Genomic DNA, 13,511 nt, shown 5'->3' with positions numbered 1-13,511 from the left:
ATGGCAATTGCACTCTCGCAATGGGAAGCAACCATGCGCTTTGCCGGGCTTGGCCGGAGAGGCCTCGGACTTTCTCAAGCCTCATGATCATCACCAGCCTGCTCGACACCGATCTCTACAAATTCACGATGATGCAGGTGGTGCTGCACCACTTTCCGGGCGCACAGGTCGAGTACAAGTTCAAGTGCCGCAATCCCGGAGTGCAACTGGCGCCATTCGTGAGCGAGATTCGCGAAGAGATCCGTTCGCTGTGCAGTCTGCACTTTCAAGATGCAGAGCTGGCGTACCTGCGTTCGCTGCGCTTCATCAAGAGCGACTTCATTGATTTTCTGGGAATCTTCCGGCTCAACGAAAAATACATCACGGTGACCGCACTGCCGAGCGGCGAGATCGATATCACGATCACTGGGCCGTGGTTGCACACGATTCTGTTCGAGATTCCAGTCCTGGCCATCGTGAACGAGGTCTATTTCCGCAACATGCAGAAGGTGCCTCCATTCGCCGAAGGGCGGCATCGGCTCGAAGAGAAGATTGCGCTGCTGCAGAGCGAGAGGCTCGAAGAGCTCAAGATCGCCGACTACGGCACGCGTCGCCGCTTCAGCCGCGCCTGGCATGAGGAAGTGTTGCGCGTGCTGTGTGCCAAGCTGGGCGGTGACGAAAAGCGTCCCGGCTCATGTTATGCGCCGGGTCAGTTGGCGGGGTCGAGCAATGTGCTGTTCGCGATGAAGCTGGGGCTCAAGCCGCTCGGCACCATGGCGCATGAATATCTGCAGGCCTGCCAGGCACTGGGGCCGCGTCTGCGCGACAGCCAGGTGTTCGGTTTTGAATGTTGGGCGAAGGAATATCGCGGCGATCTCGGCATTGCGCTCTCGGATGTCTACGGCATGAGCGCGTTTCTGCGTGACTTCGATCTGTATTTCTGCAAGCTTTTCGACGGTGCGCGCCATGACAGCGGCGATCCTTTCGCATGGGGCGAGCGTCTGCTGGCGCACTACAAGGCCAACCGCGTCGATCCATTGACCAAGGTGCTGATCTTCAGCGATGCGCTGACCATTCCGCGCATCATCGAACTGTATCAACGCTTCAATGGACGCTGCCAACTCGCCTTCGGCATTGGCACCAATCTCACCAACGATCTGGGAGATCCTCCTGCACATGTGCCGTTGCAGATCGTGATCAAGATGACGCGTTGCAATGGTCAGCCTGTGGCCAAGCTGTCTGACGCGCCAGGCAAGAACATGTGCAATGACGAGAAGTACCTGGCCTATCTGCGTCAGGTGTTCGAGATACCGGCGACGCAAGGATGAGTCGGGTGTCGGGATGGAATCGATTGCGCTGGTGGGCTGCGGCGTTGTGTGGTGCATTGCCTGCGGTGGTGAAGGCGGCGGAGATCGACGGCAGCGCACTTTCCGTGCTGTGGGGCATTCCGTTCGCGGGCATTCTGCTGTCGATCGCGCTGATGCCGTTGATGTTGCCCAGCTTCTGGCACCACCATTTCGGCAAGGTCACGGTGGCTTGGGCGCTGGCGTTTCTGGTGCCGTTCGCGATCATCTTCGGGCCGTCGGTTGCCGGCGTGAACTTCGTGCATGCGCTGGTGGCCGAATACATCCCGTTCGTGATCCTGCTGACGGCGCTGTACACCGTCGCCGGGGGCATCTACATCCGCGGCAATCTGCATGGCTCGCCGGGGCTCAACACCGCGATTCTCGCCATCGGCGCGGTGCTCGCGAGCTTCATGGGGACGACGGGCGCGTCGATGCTGTTGATCCGTCCGCTGATCCGCGCCAACGACAACCGCAAGCACATGGCGCATGTGGTGGTGTTCTTCATCTTCATCGTCTCGAACGCGGGTGGCTCGCTCTCGCCGCTCGGCGATCCGCCGCTGTTCCTCGGTTTTCTCAAGGGCGTGAGCTTCTTCTGGACCGTGCAGCACATCTTTACCGAGACGCTGTTCCTCGTCGGCGTGCTGCTGGTGGCGTTCTATTTTCTCGATGCCTGGTTCTTCCGCCGTAGCGGCGAAGTGCGCCGCGAAGACCCGACACCCGATACCACTGCCCCGCAAGGCATAGGCTTTGAGGGCAAGGGCAACTTCGTGCTGCTGCTGGCTGTGGTGGTGCTGGTGTTGATGAGCGGAATGTGGAAATCCGATGTGGAATGGGTGATCGCGGGCGCGCATGTCGGCCTGCCGGGGCTGGTGCGCGACATCGGTCTCGTTGTTGTTGCCATCGTTTCGCTGTGGGTCACACCCAAGCAGGTGCATGCAAAGAACCAGTTCGGCTGGGGGCCGATGCAGGAGGTGGCCAAACTGTTCGCGGGCATTTTCCTCACCATCATTCCGGTGATCGCGATGCTCAAGGCAGGCGTGAATGGTCCGTTCGGCACCATCGTCTCGGCGGTCACCAGGCCCGATGGCTCGCCCGATCCCGCGATGTATTTCTGGGCGACCGGTGCCCTGAGTTCGTTCCTCGACAACGCGCCCACCTATCTGGTGTTTTTCAACACGGCTGGGGGGGATTCCGCCGTGCTGATGACCACGCTCGCCCCCACGCTCGCGGCCATTTCCGCAGGTGCGGTGTTCATGGGCGCGAACACCTACATCGGCAATGCGCCGAACATGATGGTCAAGGCCATCGCCGAAGACCGTGGTGTGAAGATGCCGAGCTTCTTCGGCTACATGGCCTGGTCGGGCTGCGTGCTGATCCCGCTGTTCGTCATCATGACCTTCATCTGGTTCCGCTGATGAGCAGGTGATCGGCAGACGATCTGCAGGGCGCATTCGTTTTCAAGATATTCAGAGATAGACAAGACAAGGAGACCCATCCCATGAGCAGCAAGCCACGCATTCTGGTCGCGCGCAAGATCTTCCCCGAAGTGATTGAACGCCTGTCGCAGCACTTCGATGTTGAATCCAATCAGGACGATGTGCTCTGGAGCGATGCGGAGTTGATCGAGCGACTGAAGGACAAGGACGGCGCGCTCACCACCGGCACCCAGCCGATCAACGCGGCGCTGCTGGCGGCCTGCCCCAAGCTGAAGATCGTCTCCAACATGACGGTCGGCTACAACAACTTCGACGTGGCCGCGATGACGGCGGCCGGCGTGCTCGGCACCAACACGCCCGACGTGCTGACCGAGACCACGGCTGATTTCGGCTTTGCGCTGCTGATGGCGACCGCGCGCCGGGTGACCGAGAGCGAGCACTACCTGCGCGCGGGCAAGTGGACGCGCTGGAGCTACGACATGTTCGCCGGTGCCGAGGTGCATGGCAGCACGCTCGGCATTCTGGGCATGGGGCGCATAGGGCAGGGCATCGCCAAGCGCGGTGCGCACGGCTTCGGTATGAACGTGATTTACCACAACCGCTCGCGTCTCACACCCGAGCTTGAGGCCGAATGCAAGGCGAGCTATGTGAGCAAAGAAGAACTGCTCGCCAAGGCCGATCACCTCGTGCTGGTGCTGCCGTACACGCCCGATTCGCACCATGCCATCGGCGCGGTCGAGCTGGCGCAGATGCAGTCGACGGCCACGCTGATCAACATCGCGCGCGGCGGCATTGTTGACGACAAGGCTCTGGCGGAGGCGCTCATCGAGCGCCGCATCGCGGGCGCGGGGCTCGACGTGTTCGAGGGTGAGCCTTCTGTTTATCCGGGCCTGCTGCAGGTGCCGAATGTGGTGCTCACGCCGCACATCGCGAGCGCCACGGTGAAGACGCGCTTGAAGATGAGCACCCTGGCAGCGGACAATCTCATTGCCTATCTGCAGGGTCAGGCGCCGATCACTCCTGTGAACCAGCCGCTGGCCCGCTGAGCTTTCTCTCCTTTGGAATTTGATGACTGTTGAAACCATTGCCATCTTCGCCCTGTTGATTCTGGTGCTCGTGCTGCTTGTGGTGGTGGTGCTGCGCCGCCCGCGCGTGGAGATCACCCCCGAGCTGCAGCAGCGGCTTTCGGCGCTCGAAGCCATGTCGCAGGCCACACAGCTCGCGGTAGCCAAGAACGACGGGGCGATGAACGGCATGGCCATGCACCTGCGCGCGTTCTCGCAGACATCGCAGGATGCGCTCGATGGTGTGCGTGATTCGGTGGAGGAGCGGCTGGCACTCGCGGTGAACGAGGCGCGCATCAGCCGCAGCGAGTTGCAGGTGTCGCTCGGTTCGTTCGAGAACAAGCTCGATCAGCGCCTCGCGCTGCTGGATTCCGCCTTTGCGCAGCGCTTCGAGACCCTGTCGGGTGGCATGCGCAGCACGCTCAACGAGCGGCTCTCTGCCATGCAGACCGACAACGCATCCAAGCTCGAAGAAATGCGCCGCACGGTCGATGAAAAGCTGCATGAGACGCTCGAGCAGCGCCTCGGCGAATCGTTCAAGCTGGTGAGCGACCGGCTTGAGCAGGTGCACAAGGGCCTTGGCGAGATGCAGACGCTTGCAGGCAGCGTGGGTGATTTGAAGCGCGTGATGACCAATGTGAAATCGCGCGGCACCTGGGGCGAAATGCAGCTCGGCGCAATCATCGACAACGTGCTCTCGCCCGAGCAGTACGCGAAGAACGTGAAGACCGTGCCGGGCAGCGACGAGCTGGTGGAGTTTGCGATCCGCCTGCCGGGCAAGAAGGACGACGAGCCGGTCTGGTTGCCCATCGATTCGAAGTATCCAGTGGAGCATTATCAGCGTCTGCTCGATGCGTCGGATGCGGCCGACCGGGTTGCGATGATCGCTGCGGGCAACGCGTTCGAGACCTCGATCCGGCTCGAGGCCCGCAAGATCTTCGGCAAGTACGTGTCGCCACCGCACACCACCGATTTCGCGGTGTTGTATCTGCCCACCGAGGGCCTCTTCGCCGAGGTGATGCGCAGGCCCGGCCTGGTTGAGGCGGTGCAGAACGAATGCCGTGTGATGATCACCGGCCCCGCCAATCTCGCGGCCATGCTCAACAGCTTGCAGATGGGCTTCAAGACGCTGGCCATCGAGAAGCGCTCATCCGAGGTCTGGTCCGTGCTGGGTCAGGTGAAGACCGAGTTCCAGAACTTCGGCGTTGTCGTCGATGCGACGCGCAAGTCCATTGAGGCGGCTGCGCGTAAGTTCGATCAGGTCGATGTGCGCACCCGCGCGATCCAGCGCAGACTGCGCACCGTGCAGGAATTGCCTGCGCCCCAGACCGAGACCGGCGGCGATGAAGCCGATCCCGCCTTGCCACCGCCCACCGCGAATGATCTGCTGATCGAGGACGAGGACGAGGACGAGGACGAGGGGGAGTGATTTGAATCTGCCCCTCGCACGTCTGATCGCCGGGCAGGTCTGCATTCATGCCAGCATGACGGGCATGCGCATGGCCGCGCCGCTGCTCGCGCTGCACGAAGGCTACAGCGCGATTGCGGTGGGCCTGCTGCTTGCGCTGTTTGCGCTCACTCAGGTGTTTCTTGCGCTGCCTGCAGGGCGTTATGCGGATCGCCACGGTCTCAAGCGGCCGGTGAAATATGCGGTGATCGTGGCTGCCACGGGCACTGCGGCGGCGGCGCTGTTTCCCATTTTTCCTGTGCTGTGCTTTGCCGCTTTGTGCACCGGCGCGGCGACGGGCTGCGCGACGATTGCGCTGCAGCGCCATGTGGGGCGCGCTGCGCACGATGCGACGCAGTTGCGCCAGGTGTTCAGCTGGCTGGCGATAGGGCCAGCGGTGTCCAATTTCATCGGACCGTTCTTTGCAGGGCTGTTGATTGACCATGCGGGCAAGACCGCAGGTAGCACCGAGGGCTACCGCGCCGCCTTCGTGATGATGATGGCGCTCGCGCTGCTCACCTGGCTGTGGGTGCGCAAGACGCAGGAGATGCCCCCCGTGATCTCGGCCGACAACGGTAAAAGGCAGAAAGCCTGGGATCTGCTGGAAGAGCCCAACTTCCGGCGGCTGCTGATTCTCAACTGGCTGCTGTCCTCGTGCTGGGATGTGCACACTTTCGTCGTACCGCTCCTTGGGCATGAACGCGGACTGTCGGCCTCGGTGATCGGCACGATTCTGGGTTCGTTTGCGCTGGCCGCTGCGGCGATCCGTGTATTGATGCCCTTCATCGCCGAGCGTCTGAAGGAAGCCACAGTGCTGTGCGCTGCGATGCTGATCACGGCGCTGCTGTTCGCGTTCTATCCGTTGATGCCGACCGCGTTGCTGCTCGGTACCTGCTCGGTGCTGCTGGGGCTGGCGCTCGGTTCGGTGCAGCCGATGATCATGAGCATGCTGCACCAGCTCACGCCGCCCGCGCGGCATGGCGAGGCACTGGGGTTGCGGCTCATGGCGATCAACGGCTCGAGTGTGCTGATGCCTGTGATTTTTGGCTATGCCGGGGCGCTGGTGGGTGTGGCGGGGCTGTTCTGGATCGTCGGTGCGGCCGTTGGCTGCGGCTCGCGCATTGCGTGGAAGATGCGCGGCATGGAGCTGCCAGAGCAAACACACTGAAGTTCAACGATAGGGACTTTGGTGATGGACGGCCACGCCTGCTTGATTTAGGCTTGAGGTTGCAATGTGTGTTTTTGATTGAATTTTTGTAAATTCAACATGTCTCTCAGCACCGAGATCTATGAACCACCTATCTATCAAAACCCGCTTGTGGCTGCTGGTCATCAGTCTGCTCGCCGTGTTGGTCATCGTGTCGGGCGTCCTGTTCCAACGGCTGAATGTCGCCAACCAAGGCATCTACAGCGTGTACGAAAACCAGGTGCTGCCACTCAGGCAGATGTCGGAGGTGGCGTCGGGCTACAACAATGGTGTGCTGATTTCCTTGGACCGAGCGCTTGTCAATGCCATCAGTCCGACGGAAGCGGCACGACTGATCGCAGAGGGGCAGGTGCGGGCCAACAAGAGCTGGAGCGCCTTTCTGCAGACCAAACTCTTTGCCAACGAACAGGCCGAGGTGGACAAGATCCAGCCACTGCAGCAAAAGGCCAACCCGATCATCTCGCGGCTCATCGAGACTCTGCGAGCAGGGCAATTGCAAGAGGCCGCTGCCCTCAAGGAGGCTGCGCTTGATCCGCTCATGGTGCCACTTCTCAGCGGGTTGGAGAGCATCTCCGATATGCAGTTGGTCAATGGCAAGCAGACGTCTGAAGATTCCTTCGCTGCAATGCAGACCGTCATGTGGGGCATCGCAGCGGCGTTGGTGTTGGCGCTGGTCATCTGCATCACGGCGGCGTTTCTGTTCATCCGCAAGATCACGTCGAGTCTTGATCACGCGGTCCGCGTGGCCGAGCGTGTGGCGCGTGGTGATCTGTCGGTCAAGATTGAAGTGGCAAGCGAGGACGAAGTGGGGCGTCTGTTGCGCGCGCTTGGCACCATGAACGAGAACCTTGCGCGAATCGTGCTGCGCATCCGTGAAGGCAGTGAGTCGGTGATGACGGGCTCGACCCAGATCGCGGCGGGCAGTCAGGACCTGTCGCAGCGCACCGAAGAGCAGGCGAGCAACCTGCTGCAAACGGCGGCCTCCATGGAAGAACTGACCGCCACCGTGCGCCAGAACTCCTTCAACGCGACCAAGGCGACGCAGCTCGCATCGACCGCTTCCCTCACGGCGGCAGACGGCGGCGAGGCCATGCAGCGCGTGAACAAGACCATGAGCAACATCTCGGGCAGCTCGGCCAAGATTGCGGACATCATCGACGTGATCAACTCCATCGCGTTCCAGACCAACATCCTGGCTCTGAATGCGGCGGTCGAAGCCGCGCGGGCGGGCGAGCAGGGGCGCGGCTTCGCCGTAGTGGCGAGTGAAGTGCGTTCGCTGGCCGGACGTAGCGCGGAGGCGGCCAAGGAGATCAATGCGCTGATCAGCCAGAGCGTCGAGGAGGTGAACGACGGCGCGGAGCTGGTGAACGAGGCGACGCAGACGATCAACTCCATCATTACGCAGGTGCGCGATGTGGCCTCCCTCGTGGGCGATATCAGCTTGGCAAGCCGTGAACAGAGCGAGGGCATCTCGCTGATCAGTGACGCGGTGGCACAGCTCGACCAAGTGACGCAGCAGAACGCCGCGCTGGTCGAGGAAAGTGCGGCAGCAGCGTCAAGCCTGAGTCAACAGGCGAGGGCTCTGACCCAGTCGGTTGCGACGTTCAAGCTGAATGCCGAGCAACAGCATGCCATGGACGTGGCTGCAGTGTCCAGCGCGACTGCGCCGATGCGGAAAGTGCCAAATACAGCATTCAAGCCCGCCGCAGCGATGCCGTCCAAATCGAGTCGAACGCTGGCGCACCAAGGTGCTCGCCATACCGAGGACGACTGGACTTCGTTTTAGATCAGGGTGCCCGCATGCGTTGGGTTGGCGTGCGGGTGGATTCGAGCAAGCTTTGGATCAGAGCTTGTAGAAGTCCTTGATCACCTGCCAGGCTTCGGCAGGATCGTCCACGTACTTGAACAGTTTCAGATCGCCAGCCGAGATCGTGCCCTGTTCGACCAGTGCATCGAAGTTGATGAGTTTCTTCCAGAACTCGCTGCCGTACAGAATGATGGGCAGAGCCTTGGCCTTGCCTGTCTGCACCAGCGTGAGCACCTCGAACAGCTCGTCAAGCGTGCCGAAGCCGCCGGGAAATGCCACGAGTGCCTTGGCGCGCATGAGAAAGTGCATCTTGCGCAGCGCAAAGTAGTGGAACTTGAAGCACAGTTCGGGCGAGATGTACTTGTTGCCGCTTTGCTCATGCGGCAGCGTGATGTTCAGCCCCACATTGAGCGCGCCCGCGTCATGTGCTCCGCGGTTGGCGGCCTCCATGATGCCGGGACCGCCGCCGGTACAGATGTAGACGCGCTCCTTGTCGATGCAGGTCTTGCCGAACTCGGCCACGATGCGTGCAAACTGGCGGGCCTGATCGTAGTAATGCGCATTCTTCACGGCGAGCTTGCCGCGAGCGATGCGTTCAGCATCGTCGCTGGCTTCTGCGGCTTCGAGCTGCTGCGCGGCGTCTTCGGGCGACAGCATACGGGCGCTGCCGTAGACGACGACAGTGTGCTCGACGCCGAGCGCCGCCATGTCGAGGTCGGGCTTGAGCAGTTCGAGCTGAAAGCGAATACCGCGTGTCTCGCGGCGCAGCATGAATTCGGGATCGGCGAAGGCGAGGCGGTAGGAGTCTGCTTCAAGCGGATTACCCGCCACCGCGAAGTTGTTGATTTCAGCCCAGGCATCGGCCAGGCGGCGGTCATTCAGATTGGTGTTTGCTTCCATGGATTCGTGCTTCGTGAGATCAGACTGCGGCAAACGCGCTGCGTTATGGGTGATTGAGAGGATAGATCAGAATTCCGGCGCGTGAAGATTCACGCGCGCGCCGTAGGCCAAATCATTCCAATAGTTTGTAAACCAAGCCAAGTCATGCACAGCGAGCCCAGGACCTGAATAGCGCACCAGCCAAGCGCCTCTCCAAAACGCTGATCCTGCAGAAGGGCAACGACTTCGGCAGAAAAACTCGAGAACGTGGTGAGCCCGCCGAGAAAGCCGGTGACGAGCGCGAGCCGCCAGACCGGATCGAGCTGCGGAATGGCTTGGAAGACGCCGACGCACAGGCCGATCAGATAACCGCCGATGAGGTTGGCGGCGAGCGTGCCCCAAGGCAGGGCTGCGCCGCTGCTCAGCCAGAGCCCAAGGCCCCAGCGCGAGAGCGCACCGAGGCTGGCGCCCACGCAAATGGCTAGAACTTGAATCAGCATCGGGGCATTGTAGGGCGCGAATCGGGGATGGTCGCCGTTCCTTCGATTGCTGGATTCCTGTCCTGTCTAGAGCTTCTTTTCAATATCCTCAGAACTTGAATGTCTGTGTTGTGCATTGGCTGCTTCAAGGGAAAATAACGCGCAGTTTTTGACCTATGACGGCGCACACCATTCGCGCCAAAGGAACGAGATGACAACGCAACGCTGGCAGTTCTGGGTGGATCGTGGAGGTACGTTTACCGATGTGGTGGGACGCAGGCCGAACGGCGAGATCGTCACGCACAAACTGCTGTCGGAGAACCCGGAGCAGTACCGCGATGCGGCGGTCGCGGGTATTCGGCATCTGCTGGGTTTGAAGAGTGCGCAGGCGATCCCGTCCGACTTGATCGAGTGCGTGAAGATGGGCACGACGGTGGCCACTAATGCGCTGCTCGAACGCAAGGGGGAGCCCACGCTGCTGATCACCACGCGAGGTTTCAAGGACGCCTTGCGCATCGCTTACCAGAACCGACCGCGATTGTTTGATCGGCGCATCGTGCTGCCCGAGCTGCTTTACAGCCGCGTGATCGAGGCGCAGGAGCGCATGTCTGCCGATGGCGAGGTGATCGAAGTGCTCGACAAGGAACATCTGCGCGAGCGCCTCTGGGCTGCGCACGATGCGGGGTTGCGCAGCGTCGCCATCGTGTTCATGCATGGCTGGCGCTATACCGCACATGAAGAGACGGCCGCTGAGCTGGCCCGGGCGGCGGGCTTCACGCAGATCAGCACCTCGCACGGCACCAGTCCGCTCATGAAGTTCGTGAGCCGCGGTGACACGACAGTGGTCGACGCGTATCTCTCGCCAATTCTGCGGCGCTATGTGGAGCAGGTCGAGGCAGAGCTGCCTGGGGTGCCGCTGTATTTCATGCAGTCGTCCGGCGGGCTGGCGCATGCGCATCGTTTTCAAGGCAAGGATGCGATTCTCTCCGGGCCCGCGGGCGGCATCGTCGGCATGGCGCGCACTGCGCAGATTGCGGGACAGCAGCGGGTGATCGGCTTCGACATGGGGGGCACGTCCACCGACGTGAGCCACTTTGCCGGCGAGTTCGAGCGTGAGTTCGAGACGCAGGTGGCCGGCGTTCGCATGCGTGCGCCGATGATGAGCATCCACACCGTGGCTTCGGGCGGCGGGTCGATTCTCGCGTTCGACGGCGCACGCTTTCGCGTAGGCCCGGAGAGCGCGGGTGCGAATCCCGGTCCCGCGAGCTATCGCCGCGGCGGGCCGCTGGCGGTTACCGATGCGAACGTGATGGTGGGCAAGCTGCAGCCGCAGTTCTTTCCGCAGGTGTTCGGGTATGGTGCGGATCAGAGTCTCGATGCGGCGATCGTGCAGCAGAAGTTCGCCGAGGTTGCATCGCCGCTTGGCCGCGCACCGGAATCGGTGGCACACGGCTACATCGAGATCGCCGTACAGCAGATGGCGAATGCCATCAAGAAAATTTCGGTGGCGCGCGGCTATGACGTGACGCGCTACACGCTGCAGTGCTTTGGTGGTGCGGGCGGGCAGCATGCCTGTCTGGTCGCGGATGCGCTAGGAATGGAGAAAGTGCTGATTCATCCGCTGGCAGGCGTGCTTTCGGCCTACGGTATGGGCCTCGCGGACCAGAACGTGATGCGTGAGAAGGCGCTGGAGCTGCGACTCTCGGCAGAGAATTTTGCGCAGGTCGAGCAGACATTGAACGGGCTCGAAGAGGTTGCGAGTGCTGAGTTGTTGGAGCGGGGACTCACAGCGAGCGAGTCCCTTGTGCTTCGCCGTGCGCACGTGCGCTACGAGGGCGCGGATTCAGCGTTGGTGGTTCCGTTCGGCACGCCGCAGGAGATGGCGACGGCGTTCGAGCAAGCGTACCGGCAGCGCTTTGCGTTTCTCATGCAGGGACGCGCGCTGATGGTCGAGGCAGTCTCGGTGGAGATCGTCGTGCCCGGCGAGCGCGCATCGGAGGCGCACACTCCCGAGCATCCGCAGCGCGATGTACCGCAGCGCGACAAAGTGCGTATGTTCACCGTTGGCGTTGCGGGCGAGCCAGAGTGGCATGACGCGGCGCTGGTGGTGCGCGAGGACATGCGCGCCGGAGATCGTCTCAAAGGCCCGGTGATCATCGCCGAGAAGAACGCGACGACGGTGGTTGAGCCCGGCTGGGAGGCGCATCTGACGGGCCTCGATCATCTGCTGCTCACGCGCCACATGCCGCGCGCGCAGCGCAAGGCGGCGGGCACTGAGGTGGATCCGGTGCTGCTCGAGGTCTTCAACAATCTGTTCATGAACATCGCCGAGCAGATGGGGCTGCAGCTGCAGAACACCGCGTACTCGGTGAACATCAAGGAGCGGCTTGACTTCAGCTGCGCGCTGTTTGACGGTGACGGCCAGCTCATCGCGAATGCGCCGCACATGCCGGTGCATCTGGGCTCGATGGGCGAGAGCATCAAGACCGTCATTGCCCGCAATCGCGCGAGCATGCGGCGTGGCGATGTGTATGTGCTCAACGATCCTTATCACGGCGGCACCCACCTGCCCGACATCACGGTGATCACGCCGGTCTATGTGGGCGAGAGCGCTGAGCCGACCTTCTATGTGGGCAGCCGTGGCCACCATGCGGATGTGGGTGGCATCACACCGGGCTCGATGCCGCCGTTCTCCACGCGCATCGAAGAGGAGGGCGTGCAGATCGACAACTTCAAGCTGGTCGATGGTGGCGAGCTGCGTGAAAAAGAGATGCTCGCGCTGCTGGCAAGCGGCGAGTATCCCGCGCGCAACCCGCAGCAGAATCTGGCCGATCTCAAGGCGCAGATCGCGGCCAACGAGAAGGGCGTGCAGGAGTTGCACCGCATGGTCGGGCAGTTCACGCTGCCCGTCGTGCAAGCCTACATGCAGTATGTGCAGGACAATGCCGAGGAGTCGGTGCGCCGTGCGATCACACAGCTTGCGGCACGCATGGGTGATGGGCAATTTACGCTGCCGCTGGATAACGGCGCGCAGATCCAGGTGGCGATCCGCATCGACGCGGCTGCACGCAGCGCGGAGATCGATTTCCGCGGCACCTCGCCGCAGCAGAACAACAACTTCAACGCTCCCACGGCGGTCTGCATGGCAGCAGTGCTATATGTGTTCCGCACGTTGGTAAACGACGATATCCCGCTCAACGCGGGCTGCCTCAAACCGATCAATGTGCACATCCCCGAGGGCTGCATGCTCAATCCGCTGCCGCCCGCATCAGTGGTGGCGGGCAATGTGGAGACGTCGACCTGCATCACCAACGCGCTGCTCGGCGCGCTGGGTGTCTCGGCCGCAAGCCAGTGCACGATGAACAACTTCACCTTTGGCAACGAGCGATATCAGTACTACGAGACCATTTCGGGCGGCAGCGGTGCGGGCGGCGTGTTCGACGATGCGGGCGCGCTGGTTGACGGCTTCAACGGCACAAGCGTGGTGCAGACGCACATGACCAACTCGCGCATGACCGATCCGGAGGTGCTGGAGTTCCGCTTCCCGGTGCGGCTGGAGAGCTATGCGATTCGCGCGGATTCGGGCGGCGCAGGAAAGTGGAGCGGCGGCAACGGCGGCGTGCGCCGCGTGCGCTTTCTGCAGCCGATGACGGCAGGCATTCTCTCGAATGGCCGCGTGCAGGGTTCGTTCGGCATGGCGGGCGGCAGCGCCGGTCAACCCGGCATCAACCGCGTGCTGCGCACCGATGGGCGCGTGGAGGCGCTGGCGCATATCGGGCAGACGCAGATGGAGGCGGGCGACATCTTTGAAATCCACACGCCGGGTGGCGGTGGCTTCAGCAAGCGTTGAAGGCTCTAGATCGTAAA

Annotated in this window: 9 protein-coding genes; 7 read left to right on the top strand and 2 right to left on the bottom strand. The window is 62.1% G+C overall.

The genetic code is table 11. From position 1 onward, the window contains the following. The first annotated feature begins 83 nt into the window (after positions 1-83). The 6 genes from pncB to G7047_RS13955 all read left to right on the top strand — a co-directional run bounded on the left by pncB (position 84) and on the right by G7047_RS13955 (position 8,265). Positions 84-1,307, top strand: a complete 1,224-nt coding sequence (pncB, locus tag G7047_RS13980) for a nicotinate phosphoribosyltransferase (RefSeq protein WP_166306410.1) — start codon at positions 84-86, stop codon at positions 1,305-1,307. Continuing rightward, the gene (locus G7047_RS13975; protein ID WP_166306407.1) at positions 1,304-2,740 is read left to right on the top strand and encodes a sodium:proton antiporter; all 1,437 of its coding nucleotides are present in this window, start codon (positions 1,304-1,306) and stop codon (positions 2,738-2,740) included. The genes pncB and G7047_RS13975 overlap by 4 nt, the downstream gene beginning before the upstream one ends. 83 nt (positions 2,741-2,823) lie before the next feature. Beyond that, complete coding sequence (locus tag G7047_RS13970) at positions 2,824-3,807, top strand: D-glycerate dehydrogenase (protein ID WP_166306404.1); 984 nt, start codon at positions 2,824-2,826, stop codon at positions 3,805-3,807. A gap of 22 nt (positions 3,808-3,829) precedes the next feature. Further along, positions 3,830-5,254: a DNA recombination protein RmuC gene (locus G7047_RS13965; RefSeq protein ID WP_166306401.1), complete on the top strand. Its 1,425-nt coding sequence runs from the start codon at positions 3,830-3,832 to the stop codon at positions 5,252-5,254. A gap of 1 nt (position 5,255) precedes the next feature. Continuing rightward, positions 5,256-6,440 carry an MFS transporter gene (locus G7047_RS13960; protein ID WP_166306398.1) on the top strand — a complete coding sequence of 395 codons (1,185 nt, stop codon included), beginning with the start codon at positions 5,256-5,258 and terminating at the stop codon, positions 6,438-6,440. Between the two features lie 121 nt (positions 6,441-6,561). Then, entirely contained in the window at positions 6,562-8,265 is a 1,704-nt protein-coding gene (locus G7047_RS13955) for a methyl-accepting chemotaxis protein (RefSeq protein WP_166306395.1), read from the top strand. 57 nt (positions 8,266-8,322) lie between these two features. Here G7047_RS13955 and G7047_RS13950 read toward each other — a convergent pair whose 3' ends face one another. Continuing rightward, entirely contained in the window at positions 8,323-9,186 is an 864-nt protein-coding gene (locus G7047_RS13950) for a TIGR00730 family Rossman fold protein (RefSeq protein ID WP_166306392.1), read from the bottom strand. Positions 9,187-9,275: 89 nt separating this feature from the next. Further along, complete coding sequence (gene crcB, locus G7047_RS13945) at positions 9,276-9,662, bottom strand: fluoride efflux transporter CrcB (protein WP_166312064.1); 387 nt, start codon at positions 9,660-9,662, stop codon at positions 9,276-9,278. Between the two features lie 193 nt (positions 9,663-9,855). Here crcB and G7047_RS13940 point away from each other — a divergent pair, with 193 nt between their 5' ends. Then, complete coding sequence (locus G7047_RS13940) at positions 9,856-13,494, top strand: hydantoinase B/oxoprolinase family protein (protein ID WP_166306389.1); 3,639 nt, start codon at positions 9,856-9,858, stop codon at positions 13,492-13,494. Positions 13,495-13,511: the final 17 nt, after the last annotated feature.

The sequence above is a fragment of the Diaphorobacter sp. HDW4A genome (assembly GCF_011305995.1).
Taxonomy (GTDB): domain Bacteria; phylum Pseudomonadota; class Gammaproteobacteria; order Burkholderiales; family Burkholderiaceae_C; genus Diaphorobacter_A.
The sequence above is the reverse complement of the archived record's forward strand: the minus strand, read 5'-3'. Positions and strand labels throughout refer to the sequence as shown.

Bases quoted from the DNA above. Each gene is read 5' to 3' on its own strand.
- pncB (WP_166306410.1), top strand. From the start codon at position 84: ATGATCATCACCAGCCTGCTCGACACCGATCTCTACAAATTCACGATG.
- G7047_RS13975 (WP_166306407.1), top strand. From the start codon at position 1,304: ATGAGTCGGGTGTCGGGATGGAATCGATTGCGCTGGTGGGCTGCGGCG.
- G7047_RS13970 (WP_166306404.1), top strand. From the start codon at position 2,824: ATGAGCAGCAAGCCACGCATTCTGGTCGCGCGCAAGATCTTCCCCGAA.
- G7047_RS13965 (WP_166306401.1), top strand. From the start codon at position 3,830: ATGACTGTTGAAACCATTGCCATCTTCGCCCTGTTGATTCTGGTGCTC.
- G7047_RS13955 (WP_166306395.1), top strand. From the start codon at position 6,562: ATGAACCACCTATCTATCAAAACCCGCTTGTGGCTGCTGGTCATCAGT.
- G7047_RS13950 (WP_166306392.1), bottom strand. From the start codon at position 9,186: ATGGAAGCAAACACCAATCTGAATGACCGCCGCCTGGCCGATGCCTGG.
- G7047_RS13940 (WP_166306389.1), top strand. From the start codon at position 9,856: ATGACAACGCAACGCTGGCAGTTCTGGGTGGATCGTGGAGGTACGTTT.